Source organism: Micromonospora sp. MH33 (assembly GCF_003013775.1).
GTDB lineage: Bacteria > Actinomycetota > Actinomycetes > Mycobacteriales > Micromonosporaceae > Micromonospora > Micromonospora fulviviridis.
This window is the reverse complement of sequence record NZ_MUYZ01000087.1, coordinates 1-21,761: the sequence shown is the minus strand read 5'-3', so window position 1 is coordinate 21,761 and position 21,761 is coordinate 1. Positions and strand designations below refer to the sequence as shown.

At 71.0% G+C, this 21,761-nt stretch carries 17 protein-coding genes; 11 read left to right on the top strand and 6 right to left on the bottom strand.

Annotation, left to right across the window (positions count from 1 at the left end):
• Positions 1–131: 131 nt before the first annotated feature.
• A complete protein-coding gene (locus B0E53_RS15830; RefSeq protein WP_107076776.1) occupies positions 132–866 on the bottom strand; it encodes a VOC family protein in 735 nt (244 codons plus the stop codon).
• Positions 867–1,262: 396 nt separating this feature from the next.
• Between B0E53_RS15830 and B0E53_RS15825 the strand changes: the two genes are divergently transcribed.
• The 4 genes from B0E53_RS15825 (at position 1,263) to B0E53_RS15810 (ending at position 9,372) form a co-directional block, all read left to right on the top strand.
• On the top strand, positions 1,263–3,374 hold the full coding sequence (locus tag B0E53_RS15825; RefSeq protein ID WP_107076775.1) for a PQQ-dependent sugar dehydrogenase: 2,112 nt from the start codon (positions 1,263–1,265) through the stop codon (positions 3,372–3,374).
• A 19-nt stretch (positions 3,375–3,393) separates the two neighbouring features.
• Entirely contained in the window at positions 3,394–4,338 is a 945-nt protein-coding gene (locus B0E53_RS15820) for a sugar phosphate isomerase/epimerase (RefSeq protein WP_107076774.1), read from the top strand.
• Positions 4,339–4,605: 267 nt separating this feature from the next.
• Complete coding sequence (locus B0E53_RS15815; protein ID WP_107076773.1) at positions 4,606–8,058, top strand: ThuA domain-containing protein; 3,453 nt, start codon at positions 4,606–4,608, stop codon at positions 8,056–8,058.
• Between the two features lie 120 nt (positions 8,059–8,178).
• Positions 8,179–9,372 (top strand): sugar phosphate isomerase/epimerase, encoded by a 1,194-nt coding sequence (locus B0E53_RS15810; protein WP_107076772.1) that lies wholly within the window; start codon positions 8,179–8,181, stop codon positions 9,370–9,372.
• A 93-nt stretch (positions 9,373–9,465) separates the two neighbouring features.
• Here B0E53_RS15810 and B0E53_RS15805 read toward each other — a convergent pair whose 3' ends face one another.
• From B0E53_RS15805 to B0E53_RS15785, 5 genes are all read right to left on the bottom strand, one after another.
• Positions 9,466–10,053 (bottom strand): dihydrofolate reductase family protein, encoded by a 588-nt coding sequence (locus B0E53_RS15805; protein WP_107076771.1) that lies wholly within the window; start codon positions 10,051–10,053, stop codon positions 9,466–9,468.
• Between the two features lie 191 nt (positions 10,054–10,244).
• The gene (gene ggt / locus B0E53_RS15800) at positions 10,245–12,047 is read right to left on the bottom strand and encodes a gamma-glutamyltransferase (RefSeq protein ID WP_107076770.1); all 1,803 of its coding nucleotides are present in this window, start codon (positions 12,045–12,047) and stop codon (positions 10,245–10,247) included.
• 111 nt (positions 12,048–12,158) lie between these two features.
• On the bottom strand, positions 12,159–12,974 hold the full coding sequence (locus B0E53_RS15795; RefSeq protein ID WP_107076769.1) for an SDR family oxidoreductase: 816 nt from the start codon (positions 12,972–12,974) through the stop codon (positions 12,159–12,161).
• 75 nt (positions 12,975–13,049) lie between these two features.
• On the bottom strand, positions 13,050–14,216 hold the full coding sequence (locus B0E53_RS15790; protein ID WP_107076768.1) for an enolase C-terminal domain-like protein: 1,167 nt from the start codon (positions 14,214–14,216) through the stop codon (positions 13,050–13,052).
• Positions 14,213–15,211, bottom strand: a complete 999-nt coding sequence (locus B0E53_RS15785) for a LacI family DNA-binding transcriptional regulator (RefSeq protein WP_246835427.1) — start codon at positions 15,209–15,211, stop codon at positions 14,213–14,215. Before B0E53_RS15785 ends, B0E53_RS15790 begins: the two co-directional genes overlap by 4 nt.
• A 228-nt stretch (positions 15,212–15,439) precedes the next feature.
• Here B0E53_RS15785 and B0E53_RS15780 point away from each other — a divergent pair, with 228 nt between their 5' ends.
• The 7 genes from B0E53_RS15780 to B0E53_RS15750 all read left to right on the top strand — a co-directional run.
• Entirely contained in the window at positions 15,440–16,318 is an 879-nt protein-coding gene (locus B0E53_RS15780) for an ABC transporter permease (RefSeq protein WP_107076766.1), read from the top strand.
• Between the two features lie 16 nt (positions 16,319–16,334).
• Positions 16,335–17,351: an ABC transporter substrate-binding protein gene (locus B0E53_RS15775; protein ID WP_107076765.1), complete on the top strand. Its 1,017-nt coding sequence runs from the start codon at positions 16,335–16,337 to the stop codon at positions 17,349–17,351.
• Between the two features lie 5 nt (positions 17,352–17,356).
• Positions 17,357–18,178 (top strand): ABC transporter ATP-binding protein, encoded by an 822-nt coding sequence (locus tag B0E53_RS15770; RefSeq protein WP_107076764.1) that lies wholly within the window; start codon positions 17,357–17,359, stop codon positions 18,176–18,178.
• A 19-nt stretch (positions 18,179–18,197) separates the two neighbouring features.
• Positions 18,198–19,349, top strand: a complete 1,152-nt coding sequence (locus B0E53_RS15765; protein ID WP_107076763.1) for a Gfo/Idh/MocA family oxidoreductase — start codon at positions 18,198–18,200, stop codon at positions 19,347–19,349.
• A complete protein-coding gene (locus B0E53_RS15760) occupies positions 19,346–20,509 on the top strand; it encodes a dihydrodipicolinate synthase family protein (RefSeq protein ID WP_107076762.1) in 1,164 nt (387 codons plus the stop codon). Before B0E53_RS15765 ends, B0E53_RS15760 begins: the two co-directional genes overlap by 4 nt.
• Positions 20,506–21,345, top strand: a complete 840-nt coding sequence (locus B0E53_RS15755) for a sugar phosphate isomerase/epimerase family protein (protein WP_107076761.1) — start codon at positions 20,506–20,508, stop codon at positions 21,343–21,345. The genes B0E53_RS15760 and B0E53_RS15755 overlap by 4 nt, the downstream gene beginning before the upstream one ends.
• Positions 21,345–21,761 (top strand): glycerate kinase (locus B0E53_RS15750; RefSeq protein ID WP_146167680.1); only part of this gene is annotated, 417 nt, incomplete at its 3' end. The genes B0E53_RS15755 and B0E53_RS15750, both read left to right, overlap by 1 nt.

Genomic DNA, 21,761 nt, shown 5'->3' with positions numbered 1-21,761 from the left:
TCGCCGTCCGTTACGAAGCCACCGTCACCATCGCCGCGATCAACCAATGGCTATGACCCTTACCAAACACGGCCTAGGCGTCGCACGGTCCGGGCCCGGTGGCCGTAGCGAGCGGCTGACGAGGGTTCGGGTCAGGCTGGGGCGAGGAGGCAGAACTCATTGCCTTCCGGGTCGGCGAGGACCGTCCAGTGGACATCGTGGTCCAGGTCGATGGCGGTGGCGCCGAGCGTCCGCAATCTGGCCGCCTCGGCCTCCAGGTCGTCACCTGGGTATGGGCGGACGTCGAGATGGACGCGGTTCCACACGGTCTTCGCGTCGGGTGTGCGGAGGAACTGCAGATATGGGCCGACGCCCTTGGCGGAGCGCAGTAGCGCGTTGTGGTCGGTCACCTTGTGCACGGTCCAGTCCATGGCCTCACCCCAGAAGCGGGCCATGGCTCGCGGATCCGCGCAGTCGACCACTACCGAGGCGATCGGTCCGGTGTCTCGGATCGGGTCGTGCCAGTCCAGCACGCAGAATTCGTTGCCCTCTGGGTCGGCCATGACCGTCCATGGGGCGTCGCCCTGGCCTACGTCGGCGGGTGTTGCGCCGAGATCCATCAGGCGCGTAACCAGCTCCGCCTGATGGGCCGCCGAGGTGGTGGCGAGGTCGACGTGCACGCGGTTCTTCACCGTCTTGGGTTCCGGGGAGGCGATGAGGTCGATGCAGACGGCGACGGGGTCGGGGTAGACGAAGCCCTCGGGTTCGAGGTTGGTCACGCCGGGTCCCTCGCTGGAGACTCCCCAGCCGAGCGCCTCCGCCCAGAAAGCGCCCAGCGCGGAGTCGTCCCGAGCCTTCATGTTGATCTGAACGAGCCGCGTTGCCATGCCGACGATGCTAAGGGCCCGTCGAGTCCGCGGTGATCCCGGGACGGGCTGTCGTCGTCAGTCGGCACCGCCGGCACTCTGATCGGCGCGGGAGCCTACCGACTCCGACTGTCGCGGCACCTTCAGGGACCACTTTCGTCCGCTTGGAAGGAAAGTTGTGACGCGACAAACGAAAGCTATAGACATGTGGACATGTCTTTTGTAGCGTCGGGCCGTGTGATGGTGTTACGTCCCGGTTAACGGCAATGACGCCATCGGCAACCCGCCCGGCGCCGCGGTAGCGGTGTGCCGGGCGGCGGGCGACTCCGCCATGCCCACCTGTCCGCCCCGACGAAGGAGCGGTTGCCCACTCCCCCTCGACCTGCCCCGACCAGTCCCCAGCACAAGGAGAGGCAGATGAACAGACCACTCGCGCTCGCCGTAGCGGGTCTGATGACCGCGGCGCTCGTCGCCACCCCCACCGTCGCGATGGCCGCACCCGGCACGACCGGCGCGCCGCCGGAGAGCGACTTCCAGAAGGTCACCCTGAACGACCACCCTGGCGAGCCGATGGACCTCGCGGTGCTGCCCGACAGCCGGGTGCTGCACGTGACCCGCGCCGGCGAGGTCTGGCTGCACGACCCCGCCACCGGCCGCAACACGATCGCCGCGACCCTGGACGTCTACCGGCACGACGAGGAGGGCCTGCAGAACGTCGCGATCGACCCGAACTTCGGCAAGGCCGGCAACAACTGGGTCTACCTGTACTACTCCCCGCCCATGGACACCCCGGTCGACGACCCGTCGACCCCGGACGTCAACGAGGGCGACGCCCCGGCCTGGGGCACCGCCACGGACTTCGCGAAGTTCAAGGGCGCCATCCGGCTCTCCCGGTTCCGGCTGGTCAAGGACAAGCTGGACCTCTCCACCGAGCAGCAGATCCTCGACGTGCCGGTCGACCGGGGCATCTGCTGCCACGTCGGCGGGGACATCGTCTTCGACGCCAAGGGCAACCTGTACCTGTCCACCGGAGACGACACCAACCCGTTCGAGTCCGGCGGCTACGCGCCGCTGGACGAGCGTCCGGGCCGGAACCCGGCGTACGACGCGCAGCGCACCGCGGCCAACACCAACGACCTGCGCGGCAAGATCCTACGCATCAAGGTCGGCGCCAACGGGTCGTACACCATCCCGGACGGCAACCTGTTCCCGGAGGGCACGGCCGGCACCCGGCCCGAGATCTACCTGATGGGCCTGCGCAACCCGTTCCGGATCGAGCTGAACCGGGAGACCGGCGAGCTGTACGTCGGCGACTACTCGCCCGACGCGCGCCAGGCGGATCCGCTGCGCGGGCCGGCCGGGCACGGCAAGTGGCTCGCCGCCCGCGAGGCCGGCAACTACGGGTGGCCCTACTGCGCCACCGCGGAGCTGCCGTACGTCGACTACGACTTCGCCACGGGTGTGTCCGGGACGCCGTTCAACTGCTCGGCGCCGGTCAACGACTCGCCGCACAACACGGGCCTGCGGGAACTGCCCCCGGTGGCGCAGCCGCAGGTGTGGTACAGCTACGGCCAGTCGGCGCAGTTCCCCGAGCTGGGCACGGGCGGCATCGGCCCGATGGCCGGGCCGGCGTACCAGTTCAGGGCGCCGACGACGCAGGGACGCGCACCGGTGGCGTGGCCGGCCTACTACGACGGCATCCCGCTGTTCACGGAGTGGACCCGGGACTATGTGAAGGGCTTCCGGCTGGACGCCGGCGGCGACCTGACGGGGATCGAGCCGGTGCTTCCCTCGTTCACCTTCGACAACCCGATGGATCTGGAGTTCGGCCCGGACGGGGCCCTCTACGTGCTGGAGTACGGCGACGGCTACTTCAGTGAGAACCCGGACGCGCAGCTGGCCCGGATCGACTACACCGGCTGGACGGGCAACCACACCCCGGTACCCCAGGTCTCGGCCACGCCCACCGCCGGGCTCGCTCCGCTGACCGTCACGTTCTCCAGCGACGGCACCACGGACTACGACGGCGACCGGCTGAAGTACGCGTGGGACTTCGACAACGACGGCAAGGTCGACTCCCGCGCGGCGAATCCGACGTTCACGTACCGGGACAACGGCCTCTACAACGCCACCCTGCGGGTGAGCGACCCGGGTGGACTCTCGGCCGCCGCGTCGGTGCGGGTCGTGGTCGGCAACGCCGCACCCGTCGTGGAGCTGGTCAAGCCGGTCGAGGGGCAGCCCTTCGCCTTCGGCGACACCGTGCAATTCGAGGTACGGGTGACCGACGACCAGCCAGTGGACTGCTCCCGGGTCAGCGTCACCTACATCCTCGGCCACGACACCCACGGGCACCCGCAGACCACCGCGAACGGCTGCACCGGCTCGATCCAGACGACGGTGCCGTCCGGTCACGACCCGGCGACCGACCACCTGACCGGTGTGTTCGTCGCGTCCTACACCGATCCCGGCGGCGACGGCCTGCCGCCCCTGACGGGCACCGACGAGGTCGTCCTCGTTCCCGGCGCATAACCTTCGAGAAGGAGCAACCATGTGTTACGGACATGACGGGATGGCCGCGCTGCGGCACTCCGTTGACCGGCGTACCTTGCTGCGCGGCTCACTGGCCACCCTCGCCGGTGTCGGGCTCGCGGCCTCCGGCGTCGGCGCGACGGCCGCGTCTGCCACCGCTCACCGAACCGGGCGGCACCACGTACCTCCGGGTCTGATCAGCATTCAGCTGTGGACGGTGCGCGACGCTCTGTGGGGTTCGCCGGGCTACGACGCCACCCTGACCCACCTGGCCCGGATCGGGTACCCGCGCGTGGAGCTGGCGCTCGGCTACTTCGGTCGGACCGCCACCCAGCTGCGCCAGTTCCTGGACGGCATCGGCATCAAGGCCAGCTCCAGCCACGACGGGATCAGCGCCAGCGGCGCTGAACTGGAGCAGAAGATCGAGAATGCGGTCACCCTGGGCCAGCAGTTCATGGTGGTGCCGTACCTGTACTCCGAGAACGCGGACGAGTGGAAGCGCTGGGCGGAGCAGATGAACACCGAGGCCGCGGCGGCGCGGGCGGCCGGCCTCCGCTACGGCTACCACAACCACGCCCACGAGTTCACCATCGACCTCGGCGGCGGCAAGCGGCCCTGGGACGTGCTGACCGCGGAACTCGATCCCCAGCTCGTGCACCTTGAGGTCGACCTCTACTGGGCGGTCACCGGGGGCATCAACTCCGGCGACGGCGTCGCGGATCCCGAGGGCTTCACCCTGGATGTGATCCGCTCCGCGCCGCAGCGCGTCCTGCAGTTCCATGTCAAGGACCGGGACGAGTCCACCGGCGACATGGCCGACCTGGGCACCGGGATGATCGATTTCGCCCGGATCTTCCGGGAGCACTCGGTGCTGGAGTACATCGTCGAGAACGACACCCCCGACGTGACGCCGCAGCAGACGGCCGAGGTCGGCTACCGCTACCTGCGCAAGCTGCGGTTCTGAGGAACCGCCGAGAGGAGTGCCGCCGGGCACCAGGCCCAGCCGGAATCGCCGGCCCTGGTGTCCGACCGCAATTTTATTGCCGACATTCAATTGACCGCCGATAACCACTCCTCCGTTCGAGGGAGTGGTTATCGGCATGCGGTGAAACCGCCGCAGCCGCCGAAATGCGGGCCTCACCGGAATATTGACCCACAGAAATTGATCTCGTAGGGTTCAGGAAACGTGGAAAGCGCTTTCTTACCACCGTCCCCACCAAGGAGCGCGTGTATGAGACGCCAACGCACGCTACTGTTCACCCTGCTCGCAGCCGTCACACTCCTGTTGCCGAGCACGGCAGCGACCGCCGCCGAATCCGCGACCGCCGCCAATTTCCGGGTGCTGGTCTTCTCCAAGGTCACGAACTTCTACCACGACTCCATCCCCGCCGGCGTCGCCGCTATTCGCCAGCTCGGCGACCAACAAGGATTCGCCGTCGAGGCGACCACCGACGCGGGCGCGTTCACCGACGCCAACCTCGCCCGCTTCGACGCCCTCGTGTTCAACAACACCAATTCCACCCCGGCGTCCGGCGACCTCCTCGACGCCGACCAGCGCGCCGCGCTCCAGCGGTTCATCCGTAACGGTGGCGGCTGGGTCGGCCTGCACGCCGCGTCGGCGAGCGAGCGGAACTGGACCTGGTACGAGGGGCTGGTCGGGACCATCTTCGACCAGCACCCGGACTTCTCCGACACGGGCGGCACCTTCCCGGGCCGGATCAAGGTCCTCGACCACGCCCACCCGTCCACCAAGGGTCTGCCGGAGCTCTGGGAACGCAGCGAGGAGTGGTACAACTGGCGGACCAACCCCACGGGCAAGGTCCACACGCTCGCCCAGATCAAGGTGCGCGACGGCATTCCCGGGCTCGACGAGGGCACCGACCACGCCTACTCCTGGTGCCAGAACTACGACGGCGGCCGCTCCTGGTTCACCGCTGGCGGGCACAGCTCCTCGTCGTTCCAGGAGCCGGCCTTCCTCGCGCACCTGCTGGGCGGCATCAAGTGGGCCGCCGGCGCCGCCCCCGGTGACTGCGGCGCCACCAGGACCACCAACTTCGAGCGGATCCCCCTGGTCAACCAGGACCTCTCCGACCCGTTCGAGCTGGCGGTGGCACCGGACCGCCGGGTCTTCTACATCGAGCGCACCGGGGCGCTGAAGGTCGTCAACCAGGACACCCTCGCGGTCACCACGCTGCTGGACTTCGCCTACACGCCGGAGCAGACCAGCCAGTCCGACGGCCTGCTCGGCATGACGCTGGACCGACACTTCGCCGACAACAACTGGCTCTATCTGCTCTGGTCCGACCGGGTGGAGAAGCAGCTGAACCTGTCCCGCTTCACCGTCGACGGCGACAGCGTCAGCCTCGCCTCCGAGAAGCGCCTGCTCACGATCCCGACCTGGCGCGGTGAGGCTCGCGCCAACTCGCACATGGGCGGCTCGGTGACGATGGACCAGCAGGGCAACCTGTACGCCGCCATCGGTGACAACACCGACCCCTTCGAGTCCAGCGGCTTCACCCCGATCGACGAGCGGTCCGGCCGACGCGCGTTCGACGCCCAGGGCACCGCCGGCAACACCAACGACCTGCGGGGCAAGATCCTGCGGATCAAGCCCCTACCCAACGGCAAGTACGCCATCCCGGAGGGCAACCTGTTCCCCGCGGGCACCGCCCGGACACGGCCCGAGATCTATGCGATGGGGATGCGGAACCCGTTCCGCATCACCGTCGACTCGAAGGGCGGCGCGCTGCTCGTCGCCGACTACGGCCCCGACGCCCGCTCCGCCAACCCCAACCGGGGGCCGGAAGGGACCGTCGAGTTCAACCGGATCACCAGCGCCGGAAACTACGGCTGGCCCTACTGCATCGGCAACAACATCCCGTTCAACGACTACGACTTCGCCACCGCCACCTCCGGACCGAAGTTCAACTGCGCCGCACCGGTCAACGACTCCCCCAACAACACCGGCCTGACCAACCTCCCGGCGACCAGGCCGGCCCTGGTCTGGTACGCCTACTCGGCCTCCCCGCAGTTCCCCGAGCTGGGCACGGGCGGCGGCGGCCCCATGAGCGGACCCGTCTACGACTTCGACCCGTCCAACAAGCGGCTGACCAAGTTCCCCCAGTACTTCGAGGACAAGTGGATCGTCTACGAGCTGACCCGCCGGTGGTTCAAGACACTGTCGATCCACGGGAGCGCCCAGACCTTCAACGACCCCCGCTTCGGCCCCACCGACGTCGGTGACCTGCAGTCCATCAACGGGATCTTCGGCAACATGTCGTGGATCCAGCCGTTCGAGGCGGAGTTCGGGCCGGACGGCTCCCTCTACGTCATCGACTTCGGCGAGGGCAGCGGCAGCGGCCGGGGCGGCAGCAACGAGGGCGCCGGCATCTACCGCATCGACTACGTCGCCAACAGCCGACCGCCCGCGGCCAAGCTGACCGTCGACAGCGACAGCGGCCCGGCGCCACTGACCGTCGCCTTCTCCAGCGCCGGCTCCAGCGGGCCCGACGGCAGCGCGATCACCTACGCCTGGGACTTCGACGGCAACGGCACCGTCGACTCCACCGCCGCCAACCCCAGCCACACCTACAGCACACCGGGGCGCTACACCGCCCGGCTCACCGTCACCGCCACCAACGGGCAGACCGCCGTCGCCGTTCAGGAGATCACGGCCGGCAACACGCGTCCGACGGTGACCCTCAGCGTCCCCGACGGGGCCTTCTTCGACTTCGGTGACCGCATCCCGTACACGGTGACGGTCACCGACCCGGAGGAGAGCAGCATCGACTGCGCCAAGGTGGTCGTGCAGACCCAGCTCGGCCACGACTCACACGCCCACCCCCTGGACAACTACGTCGGATGCACCGGGGTGGCAGTGACCGAGAGCAACGGCGGCGACGGGCACGGCCCGGGACAGAACCTCTACACGCTGCTCTCCGCGCAGTACACCGACGGCGGAGCACCCGGAGCCCCGGAGCTGGTCGGCTCGACCCGCGCGGAGCTGCAGACCAAGAGCAAGGAGGCCGAGCACTTCGACGGCCAGAGCGGCATCCAGGTACTCGACCGCGCCACCGCGAGCGCCGGCAAGCGCATCGGTGACATCGACCACGGCGACTGGATCAACTTCGGCCCGGTCAACCTCCGCAACATCGACTCGGTCACCTTCGGAGTCGCCTCGGGCAGCAGCGGCGGCGACATCGAGATCAGGGCCGACTCCCCCACCGGCCCGATCCTCGGCCGGGCCACCATCGGCGGCACCGGCGGCTGGGACAACGTCGTCTCGCCCACCGTCGAGCTGACCGACCCCGGCCGCACGACAACCCTCTACCTGGTCTTCGTCAATCCGAACCAGACGGGTGGCACCCCCGACCTGATGGCGCTGGACTGGCTGCGCTTCAACGGCGCCGGGGTGCGCGAACAGACCGCGGCCACGGTTACGGCCTCGGCCACGCCCACCTCGGGCACCGCGCCGCTGCAGGTGGCCTTCACCGGGACCGCCTCGCCGGCGCCCGGGCGCACGATCACCGATCACGCGTGGGACTTCGGCGACAACTCGGCTGCCGTGCACGGTGCGTCGGCCAGTCACACGTACGGCCGCAAGGACACGTACACGGCCCGGCTGACCGTCACCGACAGCCTCGGGGCGACCCTGTCCTCGACCGTGGTCGTGACCGTGAGCTGAGCCTCACGGGTGGTGGCGGGGTGGGACTCGCCCCGCCACCACCGACCCGGCATCGCCCATTTCAACCCGCACCACCACCAGCGCCAGGAGCCTGTGCCCCGCTGACCTCCGGGAGAGAACATGGACCGTCACATCGCCCACCCGTCGCACCATCGACCGCGACGAGCCCGTCACCTGCTCGCCGTGTCGCTCGCCGCGACACTCCTGCCGCTCACCGCGGCGCCGGCATCGGCCGCCGAATCCTCGACCGTCGCCGAGCAGGTGACCACGGACCGCTGCCCGTGGGGCTACACCACCTCGTCCACGGTCTTCTTCGGCCAGGCGGGGGCCGACTCGGGTGTACCCAACCGCGACCTCGGCGACGGGTGCACGATCCTGGACGCCGTCTGGGCGAAGGCACCGTTCGCCGACCACGGCAGCTTCGTCAGCACCGTCAGCGGGCTGGCCAATGCGCTCAGGCAGGACGACGTCATCACCCCGGAGCAGAGCGCGAGCATCGTACGGGCGGCGGCCGGCTCCGAGATCGGCAACCGGCAGCCGGCCCCGGGGAACCGCGCCGTACCCGACGACCGGATCGGCCTGGTCCTCTACACGGTGCGGGCCACCATGCCGACCGCGCCCGAAGCCACCCTGGCTGCGCTCGCCGCCTGCGGCTACCGCAACGCCGAACCCTCCGGCGGGGTGCACAACTTCTACGGCAAGCGGGCCGAAGCCCTGGCACCCCTGGCGGCCGACGCCGGGCTGTCCGTCCCGTCGATCGGGATCGGCCTCGGCGATCTTAGGAACAACCTCGACGGCGTCATCGCCAACGCCCGAGCATTCGGCGCGAAGTACGTCCGGATCTCGGGATCGGGCTCCTGGACGCTCGACGACTACTCCGCGGTCGCGGCGACCCTCAACGCGGTCGGCGCCGAACTCAAGCAGGCGGGCATCACGGTCGCCTACCACAACCACGGGTTCGAGTTCACCGCCCAGGACGGCGGCGTGCGCGGCTACGACGTGCTGGTACGCGAGACCGACCCGCACCTGGTGGCGATGGAGCTCGACCTGTACTGGGCGGCCAGCGTCGGCGCCGACCCGGTGGAGCTGATCAAGCAGTACCCGGGCCGGTTCTCGCTGTTCCACGTCAAGGACATGGCCGCCGACGGCTCCTTCGCCGACGTGGGCGAGGGCACCATCGACTTCGCCCGCATCTTCGCCTACAGCGAGATGGCTGGCGTGGACTACTACCTGACTGAGAACGACAACCCCCGCCCGAATGGCGTCTCGTCGGCCTGCGACAGCTACGGCAACCTCCGCGCCCTGCGCTACTGACAGCTCCCACGAATTCGCCCGCTCCGGCAGTTGTCTCGGCCGGAGCGGGCGATCTTCTGTCTACCGAGATGCGCGCCAGTCCTTCGCCGAAACCTATGACTGGCCGCCGGTGCCTCGTGCGACCCGGAAGCGGAGGTGGGTCACGGTACCGGTGACCGGCTTTCCTTCCGCAATCAGCTCGGCCTGCTCGCCGGCGAACAGTGGTGTTCCCTCACCCAGCAGGAGCGGAATCAGGTGGATGCGTACCTCGTCGAGCAGGTTCGCCCTGAGCAACTGGCGGGCGACATCAGCCCCGAGCACCAGGACCTCCCTGTGACCAGCGGCCTGCTTGGCGCGCCGCACCGCGGCCTGCATCCCGTCGAAGGCAAACGTTCCGCCGTTGTTGCCGAGCAGGTCCTGCCTCGCCCGGTGGGTCACCACGAAGCTGGGGACGCCGGGCCATGGGGTACCGCCCCACGGGCCGAGACCGAGATCGAAGGTGCGGCGCCCGATGACCGTTGCTCCGACTGCCGCGTCCACTTCTCGGCGCACCGCGGCGTCGATCTCGCCGTCGGGCCCTTTCGCAGCCATCCATGCGTGGAGGCGTTCGCCGCCATCCCCCATCGGCTCCGCCTCGCGGACGTTCGGCCCAGCCGTGAAACCGTCCAGGGACATCGACACGTCCAGCACGACCTTGCCCATCGCTGACCTCCGCCACACTCTCGGCGCCGCCGTCCGGCGCCGTCAGGAGATAGTCGGAGCCGACCCGGCAGTCCCGACATCCGCTCTCGAGACGGCCGCGGCGTTCGTGTCGCAGCCGGCCGGCTCTTCGGCGGTGAGGAGGACGGCGACGGCTCAGGCTGGGCCCGAGCCGTCGCCGCGGTCCCCCGTCGTCAGTCGCGCGCCCAGCGGCCGACGACGGCCGCCGCGCCGCCGCCCCGGCGTACGGGCTCGGCCGCCGCGAGCAGCCGGCCGTCCGCCAGGAACTCGATACCGGTCGCCGCGCCGATCTCCGCGGTGGGCGAGAAGGCGTGGCCCGGCGGCAGGCCGGTGGCGTACCCGGTGATGAAGGCCGGCTCCGCCTGGGTGCTGGCGCCGTTGCGCTGCGACGCCCGCGGCGCGGCGAGGGCCTCCGGCAGCGTCATGCCCCGGTCGATCCGGTTCACCAGCATCTGCAGGACGGTGGTGATGATCGTCGCGCCGCCGGGCGAGCCGACGGCCAGGAACGGCCGGCCGCCGGCCAGCACGATCGTGGGTGACATGGAGCTGCGTGGGCGCTTGCCCGGCCCCGGGAGGTTCGGGTCGGTCGCGGCGCCCTGGGTCGGTGCGAAGTTGAAGTCGGTCAACTCGTTGTTGAGCAGGAAGCCCCGGCCGGGCACGACCATGCCGTTGCCGCCGGTCGCCTCGATGGTCAGCGTGTATTCCACGACGTTGCCCCACCGGTCGGCCACGGTCAGGTTGGTGGTGCCGGTGCGGTCGTCGCGGACGTCGGCGACCGCCGCCGCCGAGCAGCCGCCGTAGGCGCCGTCGGGGACGCCGGGCGCGACCGGCTTGGGCAGCGCCGCCGAAGGGTCGATCAGGCAGGCCCGCTCCTTGGCGTACGCGTCACTGAGCAGCTCGCGGAGCACGCTCTGCCGGGTGTGGTCGCCGACGTACCGGTTGCGGTCGGCGAACGACAGCGCGCTGGCCTCCAGGTAGTGGTGCATCGCCTGGGTCGCGGTCATGGACCGCAGGTCGAACTGCTCGAGAATGTTGAGCGCCTCCCCCACGGCGGTGCCGCCGCTGGACGGGGTGGGCATGCCGTACACCTCGAGGCCGCGGTAATCCGACCGGGTCGGCTCGGGGAAGCGGGTGCGGTAGGCGGCGAGGTCGGCTGCGGTCATGCCGGCCGGGCGGATCGGGTACGGCCACGAGCCGACCGGTTGCGCCGCCACCGGCGGGTGCTGCACGGTCGCGACCACATCGCGGCCGACCTCGCCGCGGTAGAGGACGTCCGTGCCCCGCTTGGCGATCAGCCGGTACGTCTCGGCGAGGTCCGGGTTGCGGAAGGTGCTGCCGACCGCCGGCGGCTGCCCGCCGGGCAGGTACAGCGCGCTGGTCGAGCTGAACTGGCCGAACGCCGCCTGGTTTCCGGCGATCTGACCGGCGAAGGTCTCGTCGACGGGGAAGCCGTCCTCGGCGACCCGCGCGGCGGGTTTGAGCATCTGCGCGAGCGACCGGCTGCCCCAGCGGTCCAGCGCGTCCTGCCAGGTGAGCAGAGTGCCCGGGACGCCGACCGACAGCCCGCTGATCCGGGCCTCGTCGAACCGGTACGGCTGTCCGGTGGCCGGGTCGATGAAGGTCGTCTCGCTCATCGACGCCGGTCCGGCCTCGCGGCCGTCGATGGTGTGCACCCGCCGGCTCTTCGCGTCGTAGAAGACGAAGAAGCCCCCACCGCCGATGCCGGCCGAGAAGGGTTCGGTGACGCCGAGAGTCGCCGCGGCGGCGACCGCCGCGTCGACCGCGTTGCCGCCGCGCCGCAGCACGTCCAGGCCGACGGCGGTGGCAGTGGCATCCACGGTGGACACCGCTCCCCCGTAGCCGACGGCCACCGACTCCTTCGGCGGCCCGGCCGGCTTCGCCTCGGCGGGAACGGCGGTCCCGGCCACGAGCGTGGCCAGGGCCATGGTCGCGGTGACGAGGGCCCGAGTTCTCATCTGGCCTCCCAGATCGACATGAGTGGACCTCCTGCCTACTCCACCGATCGAGGGCGGGCAACCCGAGGACCAGGCGTCCGCCGGCCCGCGACACCCGCGGGCCCGCGGTCGTCAGGACCGTCGCACCGTCGTCCGGTCCCGCAACCAGTGCTCGAAGTCGGCGGCGACGATCCGCTCGTCATGCACGCCGGACGCGTCGTCGGACGCCAGCCAGACCACGGGCGGGCCCATCACGGCGGGGTCCAGGAACGCATGGCCCTCGGGCACGGCGTCGAGAGGCAGCATCCCGGTGACGGTCGCGCCCCCGGGCAGCAGGAGGTTGACGGTGACGCCCGTGTCCCGCAGGTCAGCGGCCATGACCCGGGACAGCGCCTCACTCGCGGCGCGCGACGGCCCGTAGGGCACGAACCCGGCTCGGCGCATGGTCGACGAGCTCACGGCGACGTTGACGATGCGTCCGCCGCCGGCGGCCAGCATCCGCGGCGTGACCGCCCGTGCCACGAGGAAGTAGCCGGTCAGGTTGGTCTCCACCACGGCGCGGAAACCGTCGACCGGCACCTCCCAGAAGCCCCGCGGGTCGGTCATGAAGCGGGGGTTGACGGTGCGCATGCCGATCCCGGCGTTGTTCACCAGCATGTCGATGCCGCCCAGCCGTGACCACGCCTCGTCGACCGCCCTGGTCACCGACGACTCATCCCGTACGTCCAACTCGACGCCGATCGCTCCTGGCAGGTCGGCCGCGACGGCCTGTGCGCGGAGGCCGGACCGGCCGGTCAGCGCCACCGCGGCTCCCGCCTCGGCCAGAGCGGTGGCCATGGCACGCCCCAGTCCGCTCGTCCCGCCGGTCACCAGCACCCGCACCGGGCCACCCGGGCCCGTGAGCGGCCCGTCGCCGGCCCCGGTCCGCGCAGGGAGGGAAGCACTCATGGCGGGGACGGTAGGCGTTGGAGCGGGCTCGAAGTCAAGGCGATGTGGTGTCGCCAGGCCGTGGCTACCCGGCGGCTATCGGGCGAGCACGTCCACGGCCAGTTCCCGCACCACCGACTCGTCCACCTCCACGCCGAGCCCCGGCCCCGTCGGCACCTGGGCCACGCCGTCGCGCACCTCCACGGTCGCCCCGGTGGCGTACGACGAGGTGAGGAACTGCCGACCGTTCAGGTCGACCGGCGTGTCGATGCCATACGCGGCGAACAGGTGCAGCGACGCGGCCAGGCCGAGGTCGGAGTCGGTGAGCCCCGACCCCATCAGCCGCACCCCGGCGTCCTCGGCCAGGGCGCAGAGCCGCCGCGACAGCGTCAGGCCGCCGCTGCGCTGCACCTTGGCGATCGCCACGTCCACCGCGTTCAGCTTCACGAACGTCGCCAGGTCACTCGGGTGGCGCAGGCTCTCGTCGAGCGCGACGGGAATCGGTGAGGTCTCCCGCAGCCGGCGCTGCCCGGCGACGTCGTTGGCCGGCAGCGGCTGCTCGAACGTGGTGACGTCGTACTCGGCGAGCCGGCGGGCCATCCGCAGCGCGCCGTCGACGGTGTAGCCCTGGTTGGCGTCCACCCACAGCGCGGCGTCGGGTGCGGCCTCGCGGACGGCCCGCACCACGGCGGCGTCCTCGGCTTCGCTGTGCAGGCCGACCTTCACCTTGAACGCCCGGTAGCCGAGTCCGCTGCCCTCGGCCACCGCGTCGGCGACCTCCTCGGCGGTCTGCCCGGAGACGATCCAGCCGAGTTCGATGGTTTCCCGGCGGCGCTGCCCCCACAGCACACCGACGGACACGCCCAGCGCGCGGCCGAGCAGGTCGTGCAGGGCGATGTCGACTGCGCTCTTGGCCAGGGGCGAGCCAATGGTGAAGCCGCGGTTGATCGCGCGGTCGAAGGCGGTGGTCACCCCGTCGAGGTCCCAGGCCGGGCGGCCGAGGATCGCCGGGGCGAGGTAGCGGTCGATGGTGGTGACGATGGACTCGGCGGTCTCGTAGGTCCAGGCCGGGATCGGGGTGGCCTCGCCCCAGCCGGTGACGCCGCCGGCGGTGACCTTGACGAGCACCCGGATGCTGGGCGTGCCGGCGACGGCGACCGAGCCGCCGGAGACGCCGAACGAGCGGATGGTGGGCAGCGCGACGGCGTAGGTCTCGACCGCGTCGATGGTCAGGCCGGCCAGGTCGCCGGCGAGCGGGGTCACGAGCCCACCTTGGCGGTGCTGCCGCGCAGGACCACTTCGCCGCCCATCCGTAGGAGCCGGCGTCGTCGTCCGTTGTTCTCGGTCAGCGCCAGTTCCATCGCCTTCTCCCCGAGGCGTTGCAGGGGCAGCGCCACCGTGGTCAGCGCCGGGGTGAGGTCGCGGACGATCGGGATGTCGTCGAAGCCCGCGACGGAGATGTCGCCCGGGACGGACAGGCCCCGGTCGCGCAGCGCCGCGCACGCGCCGATGGCCATCACGTCGGTCAGGGCGAACACGCAGGTGGCGGCCGATCCCCGGGCCAGCAGCTCGGACATCGCGCCGTACCCGCCGTCGCGGGTGAAGGGGCCCTCGACGATGTCGGCGGGGTCCACCGCCACGCCGGCCTTGGCCAGTTCGTCGCGGAAGCCGCCGAGCCGGTCGGCGACGGTGGTGAGCGCCCGCGGCCCGGAGAGCACGGCGAACCGGCGGTGGCCGAGGTCGAGCAGGGCGCGGGCCATGGCGGCGGCGCCGGCGCGGTTCTCCGGCAGCACGCTGTCGACCTTCAGGCTGCGGTGCCGGCTTACCACGGCGACCCGGCCGCCACCGTCCAGGTAGGGCTTCAACTCGGCCTCCAGGGCCCGCTCCCAGCGGGCGTCCTCGAAGCCGGAGCCGATCAGCAGGATGGCCGGGGCCCGCTCGGCACGCAGCATCGACACGTACGCGATCTCCCGTTCGGGGTCGCGGAAGGTGCTGGCCAGCATGACCAGCAGGTCGTTGTCCCCGGCGACCCGCATGACGCCGCCGGCGACGGCGGCGAAGTAGGGGTCGGTGACGTCGTGGCAGATGACGCCGACGGTGCGGTGGGAGGCGCCGGCCAGGGCGCGGGCGTGCGCGTTGGGGGTGTACGCCAGCTTCTCGGCGGCGGCGAGGACCCGGTCCCGCAGTTGCGGGGTGACACGCATGCCGTTGAGCGCCCGGGAGGCGGTGGCCAGCGAGACATCGGCAGCTCTGGCCACGTCTTCCAAGGTCACGTGCGCCCGTGGCTGCATCGATTTCCCCCTGCGGAAGTTCTTGACCGGATTATTTCGGCGTGGTTACCGTAGCACCCTGAAAGCGCTTACTGAAAGCGCATTCAGGGCCGGTTCCCCGTCCTCACCGGGGTCGTCCGGCCCTGCCGACGGCACGCGCCTACCCAGTGGCTGAGTACCCGGAAACCGCCGGCCAGCCAGGGAGAACGGAGGGTCATGGCCGCGCAGAGCACCATCGAGCAACCGGAGCGCACCGCTCCCGCCGGCGTCACCGCGTCGGCCGCCCGCCGCCGGAGCGGGACGGGCGCCGGGCTGCTCCGGTTCGCCCGGAACACCTGGCGTCCCGCCGCGGTCCTGGTGGCCATCCTGGTCGTCTGGTGGGCGGTCACGGCCGCGGACCTCGTGAAGCCCTACCTGGTTCCCTCACCCGGCACGGCGCTGGATGTCGTCCTCGCCCAGCCGGGTTACTTCGCGCACCACACCTGGATCACCACGTACGAGACGGTGCTGGGCTTCGCCATCGCCATCGTGGTCGGCGTGCTCTCCGCCGTGGTCATGGTCTACTCCCCCACCGTCGAGAAGAGCCTCTACCCGCTGCTGCTGTTCGCCCAGGTCATCCCGAAGATCGCGATCGCGCCGCTGTTCATCGTGTGGCTCGGCTTCGGGCTCTCGCCCAAGGTCGTCGTGGCGGTCCTGATGGCCTTCTTCCCGATCGTCATCTCCACGGTCACCGGCATGAAGTCGATCGACCCGGAGATGCTGCAACTGTCGGCGACCATGGGCGCGGGCCCGGCCCAGACGTTCCGGAAGATCCGGTTCCCGGCCGCACTGCCGCACCTGTTCGCCGGCCTCAAGGTCGCCGCCACCATGGCCGTCACCGGCGCCGTCGTCGGTGAGTTCGTCGGCGCCAACGAGGGCCTCGGCTACGTGATCCTGCAGGCCAACGGCAACCTCGACACCCCGACCCTGTTCGCCGGGCTGATCATCATGTCGCTGCTCGGCGTGATCCTCTTCGTCGTCGTCGAGCTGCTGGAGTACCTGGTCCTGCCCTGGCACGCCAGCCGCCGCACCGACGCCACCACCACAACGCTGTGAACAGGAGAACCCTCGGATGAAGTTGCGAACTCTCGCCGCCGCGCTCGTGCCGGCGCTGCTACTCGCCACCACCGCCTGCGGCTCGTCCTCGGACGAGCAGGAGAAGAACGCCCAGGGCCTGGACAAGGTCACCCTCACCCTCAACTGGTACCCGTACGGCGAGCACGCGCCGTTCTACCTGGGCAAGAAGCAGGGCATCTTCGCCAAGCACGGCATCGACCTGACCATCCAGGCCGGCCAGGGCTCCCAGAAGACCGTGCAGGCCACCGCCGCCGGGCAGACCGACTTCGGCTGGGCCGACACCCCGGCGCTGCTCTCCGGCGTGAGCCAGGGCATGGACGTCAAGAGCGTGGGCGTCTTCCTGCAGACCACCCCGTCGTCGGTGCAGTTCTTCAGCGACAAGAACATCGCCTCCCCCGCCGACCTCAAGGGCAAGACCATCGCCTCCACGGCCGGTGACGCGCTGAGCAAGACCTTCCCGGCGTTCCTGAAGGCCAACGGTCTCGCCGCCAGCGACGTGACCCTGCAGAACACCGACCCGGCCGGCAAGATGGCCGCCGTCATGTCGGGCAAGACCGACGCGCTGCTCGGCTTCGCCACCGACCAGGGCCCGACCATGCAGGAGAAGGCCGGCAAGCAGGTCTCCTACCTGAAGTTCGCCGAGCACGGCCTGAGCTTCTACAGCAACGGCCTGATCGCCTCCGGCGACACCATCAAGAACAAGCAGGACCTGGTCAAGCGGATGGTCGCGGCCAGCAGCGAGGCCTGGTCCGCCGCCGAGAAGGACGCGGCCGGCGCGGTCGCCGCGATGGCCGGCGCCTCCCAGCAACTGCCCTCCGAGAAGGTGCTGACCGACCAGTTCAACGCCACGCTGCAGCTGCTGCACACCGACGCCACCAAGGGCCAGGCCCCGGGCGTCAACGACGAGTCCGACTGGCAGAAGACCATCACCGTCTTCGCCGACGCCGGCGTGATCACCAAGGCGGAGTCGCCGTCGGCCTACTGGGACGCGAGCTTCGCCCCGAAGGGATGAGACCGATGACGGTCGGCAACACCACCACGCAGCGTTCCGACGACGCCACCACCACCGGCGCCGCGGTCGACATCGACCAAGTCGCGGTCCGGTTCCGTACCAAGAAGAAGGACGTCACCGCGCTGCGCGACGTCTCGCTGCGGATCGAGCCGGGCGAGTTCGTCGCCATCGTCGGCGCCTCCGGCTGCGGCAAGTCCACGCTGCTCAAGCTGGTGTCCGGCCTGCTGCGGCCGTCGTCGGGCCAGGTCCGCCTGCACGGCGAGGACGTGCGGGGGCCGCGGCGCGACATCGGGTACGTCTTCCAGCGCGCCGCCCTGCTGGACTGGCGCACGGCCCGGCGCAACATCCTGCTTCAGGCCGAGATGCGGGGCATGCCCAAGGCGCAGGCACGCCAGCGCGTCGACGAGCTGATCGCGATGACCGGGCTGACCGGCTTCGAGGACGCGTACCCGAACGAGCTCTCCGGTGGCATGCAGCAGCGCGTGGCCCTGTGCCGCGCGCTGCTGCACCGCCCCCCGGTGCTGCTCATGGACGAGCCGTTCGGGGCGCTCGACGCCCTCACCCGCGAGCAGATGAACGTCGAACTGCGGCGGATCTGGCGGGAGACCGGCACCACCGTCCTGCTGGTCACCCACTCCATCGCGGAGGCGGTCTACCTGGCCAACCGGGTGATCGTCATGACCCCTCGACCCGGCACCGTCGCCGAGGTCATCGATGTCGACCTTCCCGTCGAGCGGGACTACGGCCAGACGATGTCGGCGCCGGAGTTCGCCCGTGCCACGGGACGCATCCGGGACCTGCTGGGTGCGACGACGACCGCCGAATAACCACTGGAAGGACACACACGTGGAGCGCACGTCTATCGGGATCATCCTCAACGGGGTGACCGGACGGATGGGGTACCGGCAGCACCTGGTCCGGTCCCTGCTCGCCATCCGCGAGCAGGGCGGGCTGCCCGCCCGCGACGGCAGCCGGATCTGGCCGGAGCTGACCCTGGTCGGCCGTAACGAGGCCAAACTCGCCGAGATCGCCGCCCGGCACGGGCTGACGTCGTACACAACCGACCTGGACGCCGCGCTCGCCGACGACTCGCACCAGATCTACTTCGACGCGCAGGTGACCGCGCAGCGGGAGAAGGCGATCCGGGCGGCGATCGAGGCCGGCAAGCACATCTACACCGAGAAGCCGCTCGCCGAGGGACTGACCGGGTCGCTGGAGCTGGCCCGGCTCGCCGCCGCCAGGGGCGTCAAGAACGGCGTCGTGCAGGACAAGCTCTTCCTGCCCGGCCTGCGCAAGCTCAAGCGGCTGGTCGACAGCGGCTTCTTCGGGCGGATCCTGTCGGTGCGCGGCGAGTTCGGCTACTGGGTGTTCGAGGGTGACTGGCAGGACGCCCAGCGGCCGAGCTGGAACTACCGCGCCGAGGACGGCGGCGGCATCACCGTGGACATGTTCCCGCACTGGCACTACGTGCTGGAGCAGATCTTCGCCCCGGTGACCGCGGTGACCGCGCACATCGCCACGCACATCCCCGAGCGGGTGGACGAGACCGGCCAGACCTACCGGGCCACCGCGGACGACGCCGCGTACGGCATCTTCGAGCTGGCCGGCGGCATCACCGCGCAGATCAACTCCTCCTGGGCGGTCCGCGTCTACCGCGACGAGCTGGTCGAGTTCCAGGTCGACGGTACGCACGGCAGCGCCGTGGCCGGGCTGCGCGAGTGCCGCATCCAGCACCGCGGCGCCACCCCGATGCCGGTGTGGAACCCGGACCTGCCGGTCACCGAGAACTTCCGCGCCCAGTGGCAGACCGTCCCCGACAACGAGGACTTCGACAACGGGTTCAAGGTGCAGTGGGAGGCGTTCCTGCGGCACGTCGTCGACGGCGAGCCGTTCCCGTGGGACTTCCTGGCCGGCGTGCGTGGAGTGCAGCTCGCCGAGGCGGGGCTGCAGTCCGCCCGGGAGGGTCGACGGGTCGAGATCGAGGAGATCCGGCTGTGACCGCCCGGATCACCCTGCCCCGCCCGGACGGCGGCGCCGAGGCGCTGACCCTGCGCGAGCCGGCCGGCTGGCGGCGGCCGGCCACCGCGCCGGCCAGCCGGATCGCGTACGCCGCGGCGCACGTGGTCGCCGACCCGCACGCCGACAACGCGCCCGGCCGGCCCGCCCGACTGGACTGGGACGCCACCCTGAGCGTGCGGCGCAACCTCTGGTCCTGGGGGCTCGGCGTGGCCGAGGCGATGGACACCGCCCAGCGCGGGATGGGGCTGGACTGGGCGGCCACCCGGGAACTGATCCGGCGCAGCGCCGCCGAGGCCGCCGCCTGTGGCGGGCGCATCGTCGCCGGGGCGGCCACCGACCAGCTCACCGGCGTGCCGGACACCCTCGACGAGGTGGTCGCCGCATACATCGAGCAGGTCGCCTTCGTACAGGAGTGCGGCGCGACCGCGGTGGTGATGGCCAGCCGGCAGCTCGCCGCGCTGGCCACCGGGCCGGACGACTACCTGCGCGTCTACGAGCAGGTGCTGCGGGAGACCTCCACGCCGGTCGTCCTGCACTGGCTCGGCGACATGTTCGACCCGGCCCTCGCGGGCTACTGGGGGTCCACCCACCTCGACGAGGCGACCAAGACGTTCGTGTCGCTGATCCAGGCCCACGCCGACGTCGTCGACGGGGTGAAGGTGTCGCTGCTCGACGCCGAGCGGGAGGTGCGGCTGCGCGAGCTGCTGCCGCCCACCGTCAAGGTCTACACCGGCGACGACTACCACTATCCCGAGCTGATCGCCGGTGACGGCCAACGGTTCAGCCACGCGCTGCTCGGCGCGTTCGCGGCCGTCGCCCCGGCCGCGTCGGCGGCGCTGCAACGCCTCGACGCCGGTGACGCGGCGGGCTTCCGGGAAATCCTGGACCCCACCGTGCCGCTGTCCCGGCACGTCTTCGCCCCGCCGACGCAGTACTACAAGACCGGCATTGCGTTCCTGTCCTGGCTCAACGGCTTCCAGCCCGGCTTCACCATGGTGGGCGGGCTGCACAGCGGGCGCAGCGTGCCGCACCTGGTGCAGGTGTTCCGGCTCGCCGACACCGCCGGGCTGCTGCTCGACCCGGAGCTGGCCGTCGCCCGGATGCGGCGCTACCTGTCCGTCGCCGGGGTGAGCGCGTGAACGCGGTCGACCCTCGGCTGGCGAAGCTGTCGCTCAACCAGCGCACCACCGAGTCCTGGTCGGTGCGGGAAGCCGTCGACGGCTGCGTCCGCGCCGGCATCCCGGCGATCGGGCTGTGGCGCGAGCCGGTCGCCGAGATCGGGGTGGCCGCCGCCGCGAAACTCGTCGCCGACGCGGGACTGCGGGTGTCGTCGCTGTGCCGGGGCGGTTTCCTCACCGCCGACGGTGAGGCCGGCCGGGCCGCGCTGGCGGACAACCGGCGCGCCATCGACGAGGCCGCCGGCCTGGGTACGGACTGCCTGGTCATGGTGGTCGGCGGGCTACCGCCCGGCTCCCGCGACCTGCGCGGCGCCCGGCAGCGGGTGGCCGACGCCCTCGCCGAGCTGGCGCCGTACGCGGGCGAGCGGGGCGTCCGGCTGGCCCTGGAGCCGCTGCACCCGATGTACTGCGCGGACCGGGCGGTGCTGTCCACCCTCGGGCAGGCGCTCGACCTGGCCGAACCGTTCCCGGTCGCGCAGGTTGGGGTCGTCGTCGACACCTTCCACATCTGGTGGGACCCGGACGTGTGGCGGCAGATCGACCGGGCCGGTGACCGGATCGCGAGCTTCCAGGTCTGCGACTTCCTCACCCCGCTCCCGGCCGACGTGCTGCTCGGCCGGGGCATGATGGGCGACGGGCACATCGACTTCCCGCCGTTCCGGCGGGCGGTCGAGGAGGCCGGCTACACCGGCGACACCGAGGTGGAGATCTTCAACGCCGAGGTGTGGGCGACCGACCCCGACGAGGTCCTCGCCACCATGAAGGACCGCTACCTGCAGCTCGTCCTCGCCGACTGATGAGGGTCGTCGTCGCGCCCGACTCGTTCAAGGGCTCCGTCACCGCCGACGACGCGGCCCGGGCCCTGGCCAGCGGCTGGCTGGCCCACCGGCCCGGCGACGACGTACGGCTGCTTCCCCTGGCGGACGGCGGCGAAGGCACGGTCGACGCCTTCGCCGCCGCACTGCCCGACGCGGTACGCCGGACGACGGTCGTGCCGGGGCCGGACGGCCGGCAGGTCAGCGCCGCCTGGCTGCTGCTGCCGGACCGGACCGCCGTGCTGGAGCTGGCCCAGTCCAGCGGGCTGCCGCTGATGGCCTCCCCGGACCCGCTCGGCGCGCACACGTACGGCCTCGGCGCGGTGGCGCGGGCCGCCCTCGACGCCGGGGCCACCCGCCTCGTGATCGGCCTCGGCGGCTCCGCCTCCACCGACGGC